At 57.8% G+C, this 17,453-nt stretch carries 14 protein-coding genes and 1 riboswitch; of the genes, 10 read left to right on the top strand and 4 right to left on the bottom strand.

All coding sequences use genetic code 11. The features are described 5' to 3' along the window. Nucleotides 1-26 precede the first annotated feature (26 nt). Entirely contained in the window at nt 27-3,464 is a 3,438-nt protein-coding gene (dnaE, locus tag BR41_RS11910) for a DNA polymerase III subunit alpha (protein WP_035056751.1), read from the bottom strand. 103 nt (nt 3,465-3,567) lie between these two features. Here dnaE and BR41_RS11915 point away from each other — a divergent pair, with 103 nt between their 5' ends. Next, entirely contained in the window at nt 3,568-3,762 is a 195-nt protein-coding gene (locus BR41_RS11915; protein ID WP_035056754.1) for a YjfB family protein, read from the top strand. 176 nt (nt 3,763-3,938) lie between these two features. Further along, complete coding sequence (locus BR41_RS11920) at nt 3,939-4,481, top strand: phasin family protein (protein ID WP_035056757.1); 543 nt, start codon at nt 3,939-3,941, stop codon at nt 4,479-4,481. 55 nt (nt 4,482-4,536) lie between these two features. Here the strand turns inward: BR41_RS11920 and BR41_RS11925 are convergent, their stop codons facing one another. Together BR41_RS11925 and fnr are read right to left on the bottom strand one after the other, a co-directional pair. Next, nucleotides 4,537-5,271 (bottom strand): hypothetical protein, encoded by a 735-nt coding sequence (locus BR41_RS11925; RefSeq protein ID WP_035056759.1) that lies wholly within the window; start codon nt 5,269-5,271, stop codon nt 4,537-4,539. 3 nt (nt 5,272-5,274) lie between these two features. After that, the gene (gene fnr, locus BR41_RS11930; RefSeq protein WP_051710791.1) at nt 5,275-6,021 is read right to left on the bottom strand and encodes a fumarate/nitrate reduction transcriptional regulator Fnr; all 747 of its coding nucleotides are present in this window, start codon (nt 6,019-6,021) and stop codon (nt 5,275-5,277) included. A gap of 510 nt (nt 6,022-6,531) precedes the next feature. Between fnr and BR41_RS11935 the strand changes: the two genes are divergently transcribed. The 8 genes from BR41_RS11935 to BR41_RS11970 all read left to right on the top strand — a co-directional run bounded on the left by BR41_RS11935 (nt 6,532) and on the right by BR41_RS11970 (nt 15,223). After that, the gene (locus BR41_RS11935; protein WP_035056762.1) at nt 6,532-6,726 is read left to right on the top strand and encodes a hypothetical protein; all 195 of its coding nucleotides are present in this window, start codon (nt 6,532-6,534) and stop codon (nt 6,724-6,726) included. 12 nt (nt 6,727-6,738) lie between these two features. Beyond that, the gene (locus BR41_RS11940; RefSeq protein ID WP_156970673.1) at nt 6,739-7,287 is read left to right on the top strand and encodes a hypothetical protein; all 549 of its coding nucleotides are present in this window, start codon (nt 6,739-6,741) and stop codon (nt 7,285-7,287) included. Between the two features lie 130 nt (nt 7,288-7,417). After that, nucleotides 7,418-7,503: riboswitch (cyclic di-GMP riboswitch) on the bottom strand. A 337-nt stretch (nt 7,504-7,840) separates the two neighbouring features. Continuing rightward, the gene (locus BR41_RS11945; protein WP_035056768.1) at nt 7,841-8,500 is read left to right on the top strand and encodes a sulfite exporter TauE/SafE family protein; all 660 of its coding nucleotides are present in this window, start codon (nt 7,841-7,843) and stop codon (nt 8,498-8,500) included. 71 nt (nt 8,501-8,571) lie between these two features. Further along, complete coding sequence (locus tag BR41_RS11950) at nt 8,572-10,494, top strand: PrkA family serine protein kinase (RefSeq protein ID WP_035056771.1); 1,923 nt, start codon at nt 8,572-8,574, stop codon at nt 10,492-10,494. An 82-nt stretch (nt 10,495-10,576) separates the two neighbouring features. Next, nucleotides 10,577-11,848, top strand: a complete 1,272-nt coding sequence (locus tag BR41_RS11955; protein ID WP_035056773.1) for a YeaH/YhbH family protein — start codon at nt 10,577-10,579, stop codon at nt 11,846-11,848. Nucleotides 11,849-11,993: 145 nt separating this feature from the next. Beyond that, nucleotides 11,994-13,544 (top strand): SpoVR family protein, encoded by a 1,551-nt coding sequence (locus tag BR41_RS11960; protein WP_051710793.1) that lies wholly within the window; start codon nt 11,994-11,996, stop codon nt 13,542-13,544. Between the two features lie 148 nt (nt 13,545-13,692). Continuing rightward, the gene (locus tag BR41_RS11965; protein WP_035056775.1) at nt 13,693-14,892 is read left to right on the top strand and encodes a PQQ-dependent sugar dehydrogenase; all 1,200 of its coding nucleotides are present in this window, start codon (nt 13,693-13,695) and stop codon (nt 14,890-14,892) included. 127 nt (nt 14,893-15,019) lie between these two features. Continuing rightward, complete coding sequence (locus tag BR41_RS11970; protein WP_035056776.1) at nt 15,020-15,223, top strand: hypothetical protein; 204 nt, start codon at nt 15,020-15,022, stop codon at nt 15,221-15,223. A gap of 172 nt (nt 15,224-15,395) precedes the next feature. On the opposite strand, the gene BR41_RS11975 is transcribed toward BR41_RS11970, so the two are convergent. Beyond that, complete coding sequence (locus tag BR41_RS11975; RefSeq protein ID WP_084187088.1) at nt 15,396-17,285, bottom strand: M66 family metalloprotease; 1,890 nt, start codon at nt 17,283-17,285, stop codon at nt 15,396-15,398. Nucleotides 17,286-17,453: the final 168 nt, after the last annotated feature.

The raw sequence follows: 17,453 nt of genomic DNA on the forward strand, positions 1-17,453 counted from the left end.
CCATAGGCCAGCCCTTTCAGCCTAGTTCAGAATCGGACGGATACCGCCTGATCTCCCAGCCAGCCGCGCAATTCCGCGATCATTTCCTCGCGCAGCGTTACCCGCCAGTCGATCCCCAATTGCACCAGACACCGTGCACCACCACCTTGGTAATCGATCTCGACCGGGCATACGCCGCCCGCATTATTCGCGATGGTGGCTTTCAACTTGCCTACATCGGCGTTGCCATTGATCTGCAAGGTGAGGGCGCGGGCGAACTGGCTGCGCGCTTCGGCCACATCCATCACCGCATCGGCAACGATGCGCACCCCGCCGTTGAAGCGGTCCTCGGAAACTTTGCCGGCAATGATCAGCAGAGCGTCGTCCTTGAGCTTGGCGCGATTTTCTTCGAGCACTTCGGAGAACAACGACACCTCGATCTTGCCGCGGCCATCGTCGATCTGCACAAACGCCATGCGGCCACGATCGTTCACTTTGATGCGAATTGCCGTCACGATGCCGGCCAGATACTGCATTTCCTTGCGCGGCTGCAATTGGTCGAGGCGGGTCTTGATGAAGCCGCGAATACCCTTGGCGTGGGCGTCGAACGGGTGGCCGGACAGGTAGAAACCGACAGCGGTTTTTTCCTCGGCCAGCGTGATCTTGTCGTCCCAACGCGGTACTTCGATTTCCGCCACGCTCGGCACGGATGCGGCATCGAACACATCAAACAGCGAGCCTTGGTTGACGTTGGCCGCTTCGGTTTCCGCCAACTGCATGGCTTGTTCGACATTAGCGAGCAACTGGGCGCGGTGATTGGTAATCGCGTCGAACGCGCCTGCGCGGATCAATGCTTCAATCACGCGTTTGTTGACTTCCTTCTTGTCGGTACGGCGGCAGAAGTCGAACAGGTCCTTGAACGGGCCATTCTCGGTGCGCTCGCGCACGATCATCTCGACCGCGCCTTCGCCCACGCCCTTGACCGCGCCAAGCGCGTAGCGAATCTCGCGTTTGCCGACCGGTACGAAGCGATAGAAGCTTTCGTTCACGTCCGGCGCGAGGATTTTCAGTTTGTTGATGTCGACGCAATCGTCGTAGAACACCTTGAGCTGATCGGTGTTGTCCAGTTCGGACGACATGGTGGCGGCCATGAAGGCAGCCGGAAAGTGGGCCTTGAGCCACGCGGTATGGTAGGAGACGACCGCGTAGGCGGCGGTGTGCGACTTGTTGAAGCCGTACTCGGCGAACTTCGCCATCAAGTCGAACAGCATTTCCGCGAGCTTGGGGTCGTAGCCTTTTTCGGCCGCACCTTGCGCGATCTTGCCGCGATGCTCCGCCATTTCCTCGGCTTTCTTCTTACCCATGGCGCGGCGCAACATATCCGCGCCACCGAGCGTATAGCCGCCGATGATCTGCGAAATCTGCATCACCTGTTCCTGGTACACGATGACGCCGTAGGTCGGCTCCAGGCATCGCTCCAGATCGGGGTGGAAGTAGTCGGGCTGCTCGATGCCCTTTTTACGGTTGATGAAGGAATCCACCATGCCTGAGCCAAGCGGGCCTGGTCGGTAGAGCGCCAGCACAGCGATGATGTCTTCGAAACGGTCGGGCTGCAGTTTTTCCAGCAGCCGCTTCATGCCGTCCGACTCGACCTGGAAGACGGCGGTGGTGTTGGCGTCGCGGAAGACTTGATAGGCGGCTTGGTCCTCGAAGCCCAAGCTCATCAGGTCGAGTTTCTGACCGGTCTGCTTTTCGATGTACTGCAGCGCGAGTTCGATAATCGTCAGGTTGCGCAGACCCAAGAAGTCGAACTTCACCAGACCGATCTGTTCGACGTCGTCCTTATCCAGCATCGAGACCGGCGATGATTCCGCGCCGCTGGCTTGATAAACCGGGCAGAAGTCGGTGATCTGGCCGGGCGCGATCAAGACGCCACCAGCGTGCATGCCGATATTCCGTGTGAGGCCTTCGAGTTTCTTGGCCAGCCCCCACAGCTCGTTCAGTTCGTCTTCTTTCTCCAGTCGCTCGGCCAGTTCCGGCACCATTTCCACTGCATCGTCGAGCGAGTATTGCTTGCCCGGCGCGGCGGGGATTAGCTTGGAGATGCCATCACAGAACATATAAGGCAGATCGAGCACGCGACCGACGTCGCGCACAACGGCCTTGGCGGCCATGGTGCCGAAGGTAGCGATCTGGCTGACGGCCTCGGCACCATATTTCTCGCGCACGTATTCGATCACGCGCCAACGGTTGTCTTGGCAGAAGTCGATATCGAAGTCAGGCATCGATACCCGTTCCGGGTTCAGGAAGCGCTCGAACAGCAAGGCGTAGGCGGTCGGATCGATATCGGTAATGCCGAGCGAGTAGGCGACGAGTGAACCTGCGCCGGAACCCCGGCCCGGGCCGACCGGGCAGCCGTTGTGCTTCGCCCAGACGATAAAGTCCGCCACGATCAGGAAGTAGCCGGGGAAGCCCATCTGAATGATGGTATCGGTCTCGAACTTGAGCCGCTCCAGATAGCGTGGGCGCTCGGCATCGCGCTTTGCTTCGTCGGGATAGAGCAGCGCCAACCGTTGTTCCAGGCCTTCCTTGGCCAGATGAACGAGGTAATCGTCCAGCGTCATGCCATCGGGTGTCGGGAAGTCCGGCAGGTAGTTCTTGCCGAGCGTGACGCTGACGTTGCAGCGCTCTGCGATATGCACGCTGTTTTCGAGCGCGGTCGGCACGTCGGCGAAGAGGGCGGCCATTTCATCTGGCGTCTTGAAATACTGTTCTTCGGTGAATGTGCGTGGGCGGCGTTTATCGCCGACGACATAGCCTTCGGCAATGCAAACACGCGCTTCATGGGCTTTGAAGTCGTCCGCATCCATGAACTGGATCGGGTGGGTGGCGACGACGGGTAGATCAAGATCTGAGGCAAGATCGAGATGACCTTGTACCGAAGTCTCGTGCTCGTTCTTGCCGGCGCGTTGTAGTTCCAGATAGAAGCTGCCAGGGAAGAGGGCGGACCACCAGCGCGTCGCAGCCAGGGCAGCATCGTAATTGCCGTTGATCAATGCCTGGCCGATTTCGCCCAGATGCGCGCCCGAAAGGCAGATCAGTCCGGCGTTATTGCCGTTGCTGAGCCATTCTTTTTTCAGCTCGGCGCGTTCGCGGTACTGGTTGGTACGAAAGGCGCTGGTCAGGAGTTCACAGAGCCGGCCATAACCATCGCGGTTTTTGGCCAGCAGCAGAATGCGTTGCGGTTTGTCGCGGTCTTCCTCGTTTTCGACCCAGGCGTCGACGCCAATGATCGGTTTGAGGCCGTTGCTGCGGCAGACCTTGTAAAGCTTGACCATGCCGAACAGGTTCATCAGGTCGGTGGTCGGCACGGCGGGAAGGCCGAGGGTCTTGGCGCGTTTGACCGCATCATCGATACGGACGATGCCATCGGTTACGGAAAATTCGGAGTGCAGGCGGAGATGTACAAAGGCGGGCTGTTTCATCCACGCATTTTACCATCCGCGTTTCGGTGCTGCCCGTGTGTCGGCGCCCACTTGTTTGATGAATTTCCGACGCGTAAGCTGCAGTCGTACTTCGGAGGTACTTATGGACTCAGTTAGTTCGCTCGTCAACGCAGCCAGCAGTGCTACGGGCGTGCAGGCCGCTGCCGGCACCCAGGTGTTGCGCAAGGCGTTGGATCTGCAGGCGCAGACCGCTGCAACCCTGTTGCAATCGGTGCCGCCGCCGGCGCAATACAATAATCCTTCCAATCTTGGCCAGAGTATTGATGTAAAGGCTTGATCGTTCAGCTGTTTCACACAGTTATTCAAGGCGACCCCCGGTCGCCTTTGTTGTTTCTGATGCATGGGTTTGGGAGAGATCGTGGTGTTTTGTGCGGCGCACAAAAAAATGCTTGACACACTTGCTTCGGGTGTCAACAATGCGTCTTATGTTGCAACGCACAAAGGAGATCTACCATGTCGTTCATTAACCAGTTCACCGAAATTCAGCAATCCAACCTCGAAAAATCGCTGCGCCTGAGCAATATTGCGCTGGCCGGTGTCGAGCGTCTGATCAACCTGCAACTCGGCATCGCCCGCGATCTGATCGCTGAGAATGCTGAAACCGCCAAGGCGCTGTCTGAAGTCAAGGACGTGAATGGCCTGGTTGCTTTCCAACGTCAACTGGCCCAACCGGCTGTTGAAAAGAGCCTGACCGTTGCTCGCAACGTGTTTGAAACCGCCAGCGCGACTCAGCATGAGCTGAACTCCCTGGTGGAAGAGCAAGTTCTGGCGTTCAACAAGAACCTGGTTTCGTCGCTGGACAAGGCCATTGAATCCGCTCCGGCTGGTGCTGGCGCTGCGGTTAGCGTGCTGCGCAATGCGGTTGAATCGGCTGCCAACGCCTACGACACCGCCAGCAAGACCACCAAGAAAATCGTGACCGAGCTGACCGATGCTGCTGTTAGCGGCGCCGAGAAGACCGCCAAGGCTGCATCCCGCGGTGGTAAGGCTGCTTAATTAGCTGCGCTTACGCTCTTGCATCATAAAAAACGGCCTCTTCGGAGGCCGTTTTTTATTGCGCGCCTGACGTGGGCAAAGGCTGCATGGGTAAAGGCTGAATTTGCAGCAGTAACTGAGCCAATAAACTGGCGGGCTCTACTGGTACGGCGCTGCTGCTGATGCCGGGAAGACCTGTCTGCCAATCTGGAGTCGGGTGGCAAGGGACGAAGGGTCGTTCATCGGCCCAATCCAGATAGCATTGCGCGTCATCCTGAATCGAGATGAGCTGTTCCTGCGCCAGTTGCTGCCACGAGGCCGGATCAAATTGGGTCATGGCTTTGCCGGGGATTTTGTGTTCGCCATCGGTCGATAGCCAATCCAGCACGGCGGTTTGCTGATTCACATAGCGCTGATAGAGCGATGCCAGAAACGCGCCTGCACCACCGCCACCTGCGTGTAGCCATGCGTGAGGAAGTTGCGGGGCCAGGGCATCGATCAGCGGCGTGAGCATTTGCAGGTTCGCTAATGTTCCCCCCGCTGCAATCATCCAACCGAATTGCGCTGCCAAAGCGGGTTCGCCGGCGAGCATCACATCAACGCCATCTACCCCTGCGGCATCCCACAAGAAAAAATCATCCAGCGTCAGGTTGACCCACAAATGTATCGATTCATGCTCGGCCTCGTTCGCCGGTGTACCGGCGTTTTGCCAGCGCAACGCGAACGTGCTGAAGCCAGCCAATCGTTGCTGCATGGCCGGGATCAGCGCGTCTGGCGCCACGATCACGACGGGAGTCGGTCCCGGCATCATCTTCTAATGGCCTTCACATTGGTTGAGTAGCTGTTTCATGGCGGTGAGATCGAGTAACTCGATCAGCCGGTTCTGCACCTTGATCAGCCCTTGGTCTTGGAAGCGGGACAGCGTGCGGCTAACCGTTTCCAGTTTCAACCCGAGATAACTGCCGATTTCCTCGCGCGTCATGCGCAGATGGAAACTGCTGCTGGCGTATTGGCGTTGGGCAAACCGATGCGACAGATTGAGCAGGAAGGCGGCGACGCGCTCATCCGCAGTCATGTTGCCCAACAACAGCATCACGTCCTGATCGCGGACGATTTCGCGACTCATCACTTTGTAGAAGTGACGTTGCAGCGCCGGGATCTGGCGCGACAGGCTTTCCATTTCGGTGAAGGGCAGTTCGCAGACTTCGCTGTCTTCCAGCGCGATGGCATCGCACATGTAATGGTCGGCGCTGATGGCATCAAAGCCCATGAGATCACCGCTCATTTGGAAACCGGTGATCTGCTCGCGGCCGTCTTCCGAGACCACGCTGGTCTTGAAGAAGCCCACCCGGACTGCAAACAGCGCCTTGAACGGCTCGCCAGCCCGGTACAGCGCCTCACCCCGTTTGATCGGCTTGCCTTGGGTCACCAGCTGTTCCACCGCCTGCATGTCTTCGACCGAGAGCCCCGTTGGCAGGCACAGCTCGCGCAAACTGCAAGTCGAGCATGCATGGCGCAAGTGAGGGAAGCTGATGTCGTGTACGTGGATTGGAGAAAGCATGGGAGGGCCGCGACTCTGTTGCTTGATGGAAACGACACGTCAGCCAAACTGGCGACGTGCGCTGGCAGGTATCAGTAGCCATCATACAGCGCTGTTTCGGCGATGAATAATCAAGCGGCGTGTGTTTTGGGGCCAAGCTTCGGCGGCGGATGGTCGTTTTCCCGGATGAAGGGTATTTCGCGTGCGTAACTGAGACGGAAATCACGCATATACACAGATCATTTATATGCTTTCGTGTTTTGCAAAGAAATGGCCGGTTTTGATTAATTGAAATGCTTGAGGGTGAGTAAGTCATTTTGCATGTTATTGCGGCGGATGGATTTGCTATCTCAATAATTTAATTCAGGGATATGTGCACGTAAGCGATTGCTGGTGATTGTTGTTGATGGGTTTCATGTTTAATAAAAAACGCCCGACGAATCGGGCGTTTTTTATTGGCTAAATGAAAGTGAGTGTTTTATAGGGCCGTCGCATTATTTCCGGCCGGATGATTTACCGGTTTGCGCGGCGGTGGAATTGCTGGTCGATTTCGCAGAGGTGCTCGAAGTCGAAGAGGTCGAAGAAGTTGTGGTGCTTGTCGCAGTGCTTGAGGGCGACTCGGTATGCGTGGTCGAAGTGCTGGTTTTGCCAGTCGTAGACGACGGAGCGGTGCTCGAAGGCGATTCGGTGTGTGTGGTCGTGGTGCTGGTTTTGCTGGTGAAGTAGGCCGAGGGTGCTGTGCTCGAAGGAGATTCGGTATGCGTAGTCGATGTGCTGGTCTTGCTGGTGCTGGTCGATGGCACCGTGCTCGAAGGCGACTCGGTATGCGTAGTCGATGTGCTGGTCTTGCTGGTACTGGTCGATGGCACAGTGCTCGACGGCGATTCGGTGTGCGTAGTCGAAGTACTGGTTTTGCTGGTGCTGGTCGACGGCGCGGTGCTCGAAGGCGACTCGGTATGTGTAGTCGACGTGCTGGTTTTGCTGGTGCTGGTCGACGGCGCAGTGCTCGAAGGCGACTCGGTATGTGTAGTCGACGTGCTGGTTTTGCTGGTGCTGGTCGACGGTGCAGTGCTCGAAGGCGATTCGGTATGCGTGGTCGAAGTGCTGGTTTTGCTGGTGCTGGTCGATGGCGCAGTGTTCGAGGGCGATTCGGTGTGCGTAGTCGAAGTGCTGGTTTTGCTGGTGGAATACGACGGCGCAGTGCTCTTGCTTGTGTTCGATGTAGATGTCGAGGTCGATGTCTTGCTGGTCGACTTCGTCGTCGTGTACGAAGACTCGACGGCATAGGCGGTAGAATAGGCCATTGCACTGCAAAGCAGGGTGGCAAGCAAGGTGGTTTGAGTGTGGTTCTTCATTTCGTTCTCCAATCAAAAAGTCGATGGCAGAACAAAACCCGAAAAGGGAGGATCGCATTGAATCAGGCGGCCCCGCTGCCATATCCCGATGGGACTTAGGTCGGAAGCTTTGCGTCCCCAGCTTTCACTGGTTTTGCCTCTACTGGAGTTGAGTCCAATTGGGGTTCGAATTGATTCGAATGGTTTCCAATTGGCTTCAACTTGGTTTGCAGTGTAATTGGGGTTTTCTGAATCGAATGTGATGTTTCCTACACTCAGGCGCTCGAACGGGATTAACGGCAGCGTGAAAAGGATCGGCGGTAAAGATTGCAGTTTTTGAAATGATTGTTTGTGATGGTGATCACATTCAATTCTTGTCTACAGGATTGCCCCATGGCGCAAACGGCGCAGAAATTGATATCCCCGGCAATGCGCCGACAGCAGGGCGCGTTATCGCGCAGCGATTCCATGCCCTGTTGGCATCCACATCACATTGATGCTTCTGCATGTTCGAACTTGATCTAGGCGCCTTGTTTCTGGCCGGCTTGCTGGGTGGCGGGCATTGCCTTGGCATGTGCGGTGGCGTGGTGACTGCATTCAGCCTGCAGCTGCCACCTGGCCCGCGCTGGCGCTATCACCTCGGCTTCAATCTCGGCCGCTTGCTGGGCTACGCGCTGATCGGTGCGATTGTCGGCGGGCTGGGTTCGCTGACCACGTTGCTGTCGCTGCAAGCCGTCAAGACGGTGCTGTTCGCATTGGCGCAAGCCTTGCTGATCCTGATGGGCTTGTATCTGGCCGGATGGTCTGGCTGGCTGCGCCGGGTCGAGAAACTGGGCGTGCCGGTGTGGCAGCGCATCCAGCCCGTTTTGCGGCGACTGTTGCCAATTCGCAACTGGCCGCAAAGTGTCGCCGTCGGCATGTTGTGGGGCTGGTTGCCGTGTGGATTGGTCTATACCGCTAGCCTTTCTGCCTTGGCGAGTGCCTCACCCGTCAAGGGGGCCGCAATCCTTTTTCTTTTTGGAATCGGCACCTTACCGAATTTGTTGCTGATCGGCGCTGCATCTGGCTCGCTCCTTGCCTGGATGCGGGCGCAGTGGGTGCGAAAAACCAGCGGCGTGTTACTGATTGCAATCGGGGTGTTCCGGCTCTGCCAGATGGCGCTATAACGTGATTGGGCGGTCGAACTTTTAGTGTTGACCTTGCCTAACCGACAAGCAGCGTTCAGGGGAGACCGGTCATGGATATCTTCGACACCTTCGCTTCGCGGTACGAGCGGAACCGGGAGGAGGAGCTTACGCTCAAGGAATACCTTGAGCTGTGCAAGGCGGACCGAGCGGCATACGCCACAGCGCCAGAGCGGATGCTGATGGCGATCGGCGAGCCAGAGTCGATCGACACTCGGCTCGATTCGAGGCTCTCGCGCATATTCCAGAACAAGATCATGCGGCTTTATCCTGCCTTCAGAGAGTTTTACGGCATGGAGGAGGTGATCGAACAAGTGGTCGCTTACTTCCGGCACGCCGCGCAAGGGCTGGAAGAAAAGAAACAAATCCTCTATCTCCTGGGGCCGGTGGGCGGCGGTAAGTCGTCGATCGCCGAAAAGCTCAAGGAGCTGATGGAGAAAGTGCCGTTTTATTGCCTCAAAGGCAGCCCGGTACATGAATCGCCGCTTGGCCTGTTCCACGAATCCGAAGACGGCCCGATTCTGGAAGAGGAATACGGCATCCCCCGCCGTTATCTCAAGAACATCCCCAGCCCGTGGGCGGTGAAGCGGCTGCATGAATTCAATGGCGACGTGAACCAGTTCCGCGTGGTGAAGCGCTACCCGTCGGTGCTGCGGCAGATCGCGATTGCCAAGACCGAGCCGGGTGACGAAAACAATCAGGATATTTCATCGCTGGTCGGCAAGGTCGATATCCGCAAGCTCGAGAAATACGCACAGGACGACCCGGATGCCTACAGCTATTCCGGCGGTCTGTGCCTGGCGAACCAGGGGCTGCTGGAATTCGTCGAAATGTTCAAGGCACCGATCAAGGTGTTGCACCCGTTGCTGACGGCTACGCAGGAAGGCAACTTCAAGGGCACGGAAGGCTTCGGCGCGATTCCGTTCGAGGGCATCATCCTTGCCCACAGCAATGAATCGGAATGGAAGCAGTTCAAGAACAACAAGAACAACGAGGCTTTCCTCGACCGGATTTACATCGTCAAGGTGCCGTACTGCCTGCGCGTGAATGAAGAAACGCGTATCTACGACAAGCTGCTGCGCAATTCCTCGCTGTCCAAAGCGCCGTGCGCACCCGGCACGCTGAAGATGATGGCGCAATTCGCCGTGTTGTCGCGGCTGAAAGACCCGGAGAACTCCAGCCTGTATTCCAAGATGCAGGTCTACGACGGCGAGAACCTGAAAGATGTCGACCCGAAAGCCAAGTCGATGCAGGAGTACCGCGACTTTGCCGGGGTCGATGAAGGCATGGCCGGGCTGTCGACGCGCTTTGCGTTCAAGATTCTCTCCAAGGTGTTCAACTTCGATCATCAGGAAGTGGCCGCCAATCCGGTGCACTTGCTGTATGTGCTGGAGCAACAGGTCGAGCGCGAGCAGTTCCCGCCGGAAGCCGAGCAGCGCTACATCGCCTATGTGAAGGAATTCCTCGCGCCGAAGTACGTCGAGTTCATCGGCAAGGAAATCCAGACGGCTTATTTGGAAAGCTACTCGGAATACGGCCAGAACATCTTTGATCGCTATGTGACCTTCGCCGACTACTGGATTCAGGATCAGGAATACCGCGATCCGGATACCGGCGAGAGCTTCGATCGCAACTCGCTCAACAACGAGCTGGAAAAGATCGAGAAACCGGCCGGGATTTCCAACCCGAAGGACTTCCGCAACGAGATCGTCAACTTCGTGCTGCGGGCGCGGGCCAGCAACAACGGCAAGAACCCGGCATGGACGAGTTACGAGAAGCTGCGGATGGTGATCGAGAAGAAGATGTTCTCGAATACCGAAGAGCTGCTGCCGGTGATCTCCTTCAATGCCAAGGCCAGTGCCGACGAGCTGAAGAAACACGAAGACTTTGTGAACCGCATGGTGACCAAGGGCTACACGCCCAAGCAGGTGCGCTTGCTGTGCGAATGGTATCTGCGGGTTCGCAAGTCGTCTTGACGTGTGAGGCGTGAGGTTTTGAAGGGAACGGCATTGGCGCCTTATCCCCCAACCCTCGCGCTTCACCCCTCGCGGGGTTGCTATGTTTCATCTGATCGACCGGCGTTTGAACGGCAAGAACAAGTCCGCGGTGAACCGCGAGCGCTTCTTGCGTCGTTTCAAGACACAGATCAAGGAAGCGGTGGCACGAGCGGTCAAGGATCGTTCGATCACCGATATCGAGAAAGGCGAAAAGGTCTCGATCCCGGTCAAGGACGTGAGCGAGCCGACGCTAGGGCATGCGCAGGGTGGCGTGACCGAACGTGTATTTCCCGGCAATCGCGAATATCTGCGCGGTGACGAGATTGACCGGCCGGAGGGCGGGGGCGGTGCCGGCGGGAGTGGCGGCGCGGGCAATGACGGTGGTGGCGAGGACGACTTCGTCTTCGAACTCTCGCGCGAGGAATTTCTCGATTTCTTCTTCGACGATCTCGAACTGCCGCATCTGATCAAGACGCAGATGCAGCAGACGGTGACGATGAAGTCGATCCGCGCCGGGTTTACCAGCGATGGCACGCCGACCAATATCCATGTGCTGCGCAGCCTGCGTTCTGCCATGGGACGGAGAATCGCGCTGTCTGCCGAGCCGACCGAAGAACTCGATACCTTGCAGGAACAACTCGACGAGCTGCTGGAAAGCTGCAACGAGCACTCGCCGGAAGTCGCCATGCTGCAAGCCGAAATCCGCCGGGTAAAAGGGCGGCTGTCGAGCATTCCCTACCTTGATCCGTTCGACCTCAAATACACCAATCGCGTCCGCATTCCGATGCCGACCACGCAAGCGGTGATGTTCTGCGTGATGGACGTCTCGGGGTCGATGGATGAGCAGAAGAAGGACATCGCCAAGCGCTTCTTCATCCTGCTCTATCTGTTTCTCACCCGCGCTTACGACAAGATCGAACTGGTGTTCATTCGCCACCACACGCAGGCCTTCGAGGTGAACGAAGACGAGTTCTTCCACGCCCGCGATACTGGCGGCACGGTGGTCTCCAGTGCGCTCAAGCTGGTGAAGCAAGTCATCCACGAGCGCTATGCCAGCAGCGACTGGAACATCTATGTGGCGCAGGCGAGTGATGGCGATAACTGGGATTCGGATTCCCCGATCTGCCGTGATTTGCTGGCTACCGACTTGTTGCCGCTGCTGCAGTACTACGCCTATGTCGAGATCACACAAGGGGACCCGCAAAACCTGTGGTACGAGTACGAAGCCGTCGCCTCGCAGCACAAGCACTTTGCCATGCGGCGAATCAAGGAGGCCGGTGAGATCTGGCCGGTGTTCCGAGATCTGTTCAAGAAGGAAAAAGTGGGAGCCTGAGCCGCCAATAAAACCCTGCTGGCGGCGTTGTGCTCGCTTGCCGTACGCGTTGTACTGTCTGCGTTTCGCACGCCTTGCCAGCACTGCTGCGCTGGGTTTTCTTAGCGGCTCAATAGCCCCTTACTGACCCAAAGGGAGCCCTTGAATGACCACCACATCGAAGGCACGCCGCAAGAGCGCGCCAACCCGCACCCCGCTTTCCACCGGCTCGGAATGGACCTTTGAGCTGATCGAACGTTATTACGACGAAATCGCCCGCATCGCTGGCGATTTCGGCCTGGACACCTACCCGAACCAGCTTGAAGTCATCTCTGCTGAACAAATGATGGATGCCTATGCCTCGGTCGGCATGCCGGTGATGTACAACCACTGGAGCTACGGCAAGCATTTCCTCGCCACGCAAAAGAACTACCAGCGCGGCGCCATGGGCCTCGCCTATGAAATCGTCATCAACTCCAACCCTTGCATCGCCTATCTGATGGAAGAGAACACGATGACGATGCAGGCGCTCGTCATCGCGCACGCGGCGTTCGGGCATAACAGCTTCTTCAAGGGCAATTACCTGTTCCGCACCTGGACCGAGGCTGATGCGATCATCGATTACCTCGTGTTCGCCCGCGGTTACATTGCCGAATGCGAAGCGCGTTATGGCGAAGATCGCGTCGAAGAATTGCTCGACTCGTGCCACGCGCTGATGAATTACGGTGTGGATCGCTACAAGCGACCGCAAAAGCTCTCGCTGGACAAGGAACTGGCCAAGCAGGCCGAGCGCGAGTCCTATCTGCAAAGCCAGGTCAATACGCTCTGGCGCACCATCCCCAAATTGATGGAGGAGCGGGAAGCCGAATCGGAGGCACGGCGTTTTCCGGCTGAGCCGCAGGAAAACCTACTCTATTTCATCGAGAAATTCGCGCCGCTGCTGGAGCCGTGGCAGCGCGAGATCGTGCGCATCATCCGCAAGGTGGCGCAGTACTTCTATCCGCAGCGGCAAACGCAGGTGATGAACGAAGGCTGGGCGACGTTCTGGCATTACACGATCATGAATCAGCTGTATGACGAAGGCCTGATTACCGATGCGGCGGTGATGGAATTCCTGCATAGCCACACCAACGTGGTATTCCAGCCGGGCATCGATAGCCCGTACTTCAACGGCATCAACCCGTATGCGCTGGGTTTTGCGATGTACCGCGATATCCAGCGCATCTGCCGCGAGCCGACCAAGGAGGACGAAATCTGGTTCCCGGAGCTGGCCGGCCAGGATTGGCGTCAGTCGCTCGATTTCGCCATGCGTAACTTCAAGGACGAGAGCTTTATCAGCCAGTACCTCTCGCCGAAACTGATCCGCGATTTCCGCTTCTTCGCCATCAAGGACGATGATTACCAGCCGCGGCTGCAGGTGTCGGCGATCCACGATGATGCCGGTTATCGCGAGATCCGGCAGATGTTGGCCGCGCAGTACGATCTGACCAATCGCGAACCCAATATCCAGATCTACGACGTGAATACCCGTGGCGACCGTATGCTCACGCTGCGCCATTACCAGCACAATCGCCGCCCGCTGGCCAACAGCGTGCACGAAGTGCTCAAGCACATCGCACGGCTGTGGGGGTTCTCGGTGAAGCTGGAAAGTGTCGATGCCGAGGGCAAGACCATCCTCAGTTACGAGTGCCGGCTGGAAAAGCGCCACGGGCAGTGAACTGAACCAAGCAGAATCATCTGTAGGAGCGAGCTTGCTCGCGGTGACGCCGGTTCATTCGGCGGGGCAATCGCGGGTAAGCTCGCTCCTGCAATATTTTCAAACCGGGCGATAAACTACCCGGATCGTTTGCCCGTTGGAGTCATCCATGCGTTTCCTGCTCGCCCTTGCCAGCTTGGTCACTGCCACCGCCTTTGCCGGTGAGGCTTACCAAGCACAAGGCGAATGCAACGGTTTGCCCAAGTTGCCGATGACGGTCGCCAGCGGCTTTTGCGTCGGGTTGGCTGCCGCCGATCTGGGCATGCCACGCGGAGTATTGCCGCTCAAGGACGGCAGCGTGCTCGTGACCGATATGGGGGGGTGGGGACGCGGCAAGGGGCGATTGTTGCAGCTCAAGCGCGATGGTAATCGCTACGTGCCCACCGTGTTGCTGACCGAATTGAACCGCCCGCACGCGCTGCAGTTCGGGGCGGATGGCATGGTTTATCTGGGCGAGGACGACCGGATTGTCCGCTTCGATCCGGCGCAGCAGCCCGTCAAGCCGGAGGTCGTGATCAACGATCATCCGCCCGTTGGTCGCCATCCACTCTCGACGTTCGCTTTCGGCAAGCAAGGTGAGCTGTATGTGAATGTCGGTTCGGCGTCCGATAATTGCGAAGAACACATCGATACGGCCGCACCGGTTCTGAAATCCTGCACCGAGGCGGAAGGTATCCAAGGCCCGATGCGCGGTGTGATCCGCAAATACGTGCAGAAAAATGGCAAATGGACTTGGACACTCTTCGCGCGTGGCCTGCGCAATTCGATGGCGTTGGCGGTTAACCCGGTGAATGGCGTGCTCTGGCAAGGCGAAAATGCCCGCGATTACATCAACCGCAAAATGCCCGAGCTGAAGGATGACGAAAACCTGCCGCACGAAGAGCTCAACAAGGTGGTGCAGGGCGGGCATTACGGCTGGCCGTATTGCTACGACGATAACGTCGCCGCGCCGGAATTTCCGAACGCCGACTGCAAGGCGATGACTGCACCGGTACGCCTCTGGCCCGGCCACGCCGCACCGCTGGGCATGACGTGGTACAGCACCCCCAAGGCGCCGGCCACATGGCGCGACGGATTCATCGTGACCTTCCACGGCTATCGCAATAATGGCCATCGCCTTGTGTTCCAGCCATTCAACAAGAAAGGCGAGCCGGAAGGGGACTACAAGGAACTGATCGGCGGTTGGGAGAACATCGCCGGCAAGCAGCCGATGGGCGCACCGACTGACGTGAAAATGGATGCAAATGGTGTGTTATGGGTGACGGAAGATCGCAACGGTACGCTGCTTGCCGTCGTACCGGGCCAATAACTTACGCAATAAAAAAGACGGATGCATGACAAGTGCCGTCCATCGTATGGATGGAGAAAGCGCTCGTATGTCACACCTGCTGTTCTAGCATGAGGGCTCGACCGATCAAGTTGCGAAGGGGCGAGTCATGAAAGCACCGGTATTTGGCTGCGTATCACATGAATGGCTGCGCGAGTTGTCGTCGGCAGACCTGGAGCTGCTTGATAAAGGCTTGTGCGAACTACTGCGGAAACGCCCAGGTGCGTTCTCGTTGTTTACCGCCAAGGCGATACGCGATTCGATCCAGTGCATCTTGTTCGATCGCTACCTAGCCCGGGGCCGGGTAGCGTAAAAAAAAGCCGCTCAAGGTTGAGCGGCTTTTTTTGTATTGCGTGGGCGAGCCTTAGAGGCTGTTCAAAGTCTTTTTCGGCAACGGCTTACGTTGCCACTCCCCCCTTCACAAAGGGGGAAGTAAAACCCTGCAGCGCTTCTAGTTGGCGGGTTGCGAGACTTTGAACAGGTTCTTAACGGCTGAGCAATACGGTCGGCGATGCAGGCAAGCCCAACCACACCATCGGGGTATTCAGCAGTTCGATCTTGCTGATGGCCTTGCTACCCGGCACGTTGATTACCCAGCTCTTGAAGCTGCCGCCGTTCAGCGGATCTGACGCCGTTGCCGGAATAGCGGCGGTTGGCGCGAACCAGCTGCGGAAGCCGCCTTGCAGTACGCGGTAGATTTGCGAGTTATCCGCGTAGGTCACGCGCACCGTGTAGTCGCAGCCACTGCCTTTGCAATACCAGTAGTACTTGCCGGTATCGATCTTGAAGTCGCTCAGGTCTTGCGCGCTGCTGGGGTCGAAGTTCTGCAGCAGATTGCCGGTGTATTGCAGCGGCGGGTAAATCTGCGAAACGCCAGCAGTACCGGCATAGCTATAAGTGATCGCAATGCTGTAGACCGGCACGCCGGTTTGCACCGGCAAGCCCTGATTGAGCCCCCATATACCGCCACTGGTCGTCGCCACCTGCACCGGCACGCGTTGGCGCGAGAGCGTATCCCAGCGCGAATAGCCGGTGGCTGATTTCGCGTCGACATACATCACGCCGCCGCTATAGCTATGCACACCGTTGGTGTCGGTGGTGGTGTTGCCCTCGAACCATTCCTGCATCTTGCCAGCGTTGAAGTCGGCAAAAGTGGCGAATTTGTAGCCGGGGCTTTGGTCGCCGGCGCCGCCCTGCATCGGGTCTTGCTTGTAGCAATTGCCGCTGGCATTCAGCTGATGGCCGGATTTGCAGCTGTTGTAGCTGGACGCGGTACTCGGCACCAAGGGGCTGAGAAATTCCTTGCGATTGACGTCGTAACCCCAGGCAGAGCCGTTCAAGCTGCCGCCAACGTAGGGGAATTTGCCGACCGCGTAGGCTTCCCCTGCATGCGGCAAGCCATAGGCGTGGCCTTGCTCGTGAATGAAGATGCCGGAATAGCGATAGTCACCCACGCCAGCGTTTCCGCCACCCAAACCGCCACCCGGATCGTGGTATTTGCCAGAGGCGGTATCGATAGCAAGGATCGGCGCGTAGTACTGGTTATCGGTGCCGCCGTCACCATTGGCCGCACGGATGGACTGGATCAGTGACAGCACGGCGCTCATCACGCCAAAGCCGTCTTTTTGCTGATCCATCGACGTCACGGCATAAGCTGGTTGGTTCACGCTGTTGCTATCAGCGCGGGGGCCGACGACCAGACTGGGCCAATTGACCCGCCCGATGGCATGCGTTTGCACATTCAGCGAGGCTGCTGGCCATTTGGCGAACATCTCCAGTTGCGTGGCCGCATCTGGCGCTTTGGTCGTCGCGTAGGGCTGGGTGTTGCTGTCATTCGCGCCAAACAGATAGAACGGCAGCACGTAGAGATTCATGGTCGAATCCGCGCCCACGTTCAAGGCATGCGCCACGCTGGTGGTGTAATTGCTGGATGAAACCTTGATGCTCACACCGGGCGCCAACCATGCGCCGGGGACGACTGCGCTCCAGCGATCAGTGGCATAAGCGGGGCCGGCTGATTCGGATGGGGGTAGGGCCGATGGCGGATTGAGCGCGATGCTGCCGACTTTGGTGCTGCCTTGCCAGGCTTCCAGTGTCGGCTTTTGCACGTCCGCCTGGGCAATGGCGATCAAGGCCAGCGCATCGCGATTGCCGATCAGGTTGAGCCGGCCGGTGGTGTTCGGCAGCGTCCAGCTCAGCCCGTTTTCCGGTACGACGTGGGTTTGCGCGAATTCGACTTTGCTCAGCGAGACTGTGCTGCTGGTGCTGCCGCCGCTGTCACTTCCGTTTCCTCCCCCGCCGCCACCGCAGCCGGCGATCAGACTGAGCGAGCATAACAAGGCGGATAAAGCATGGCGGGGACGGCTGTAACGCATAGCGGATTCCGAGAGAAGGGCTGTAAGGTCAGTGACGCAGCAGCCTTTATACCTTACATCAGCGATTGATGATGCTTGGGGTGTAAGGTCTAGACCTTATCTCGGAAAACTGTTGTTTAAATGCAAATGAGGGATTGCATTGAGCCGCCAACAAACCCCAGCGTAGCG

Origin of the sequence: Andreprevotia chitinilytica DSM 18519, from assembly GCF_000711875.1 — a bacterium.
In the GTDB taxonomy this organism is placed as follows: Bacteria; Pseudomonadota; Gammaproteobacteria; order Burkholderiales; family Chitinibacteraceae; genus Andreprevotia; species Andreprevotia chitinilytica.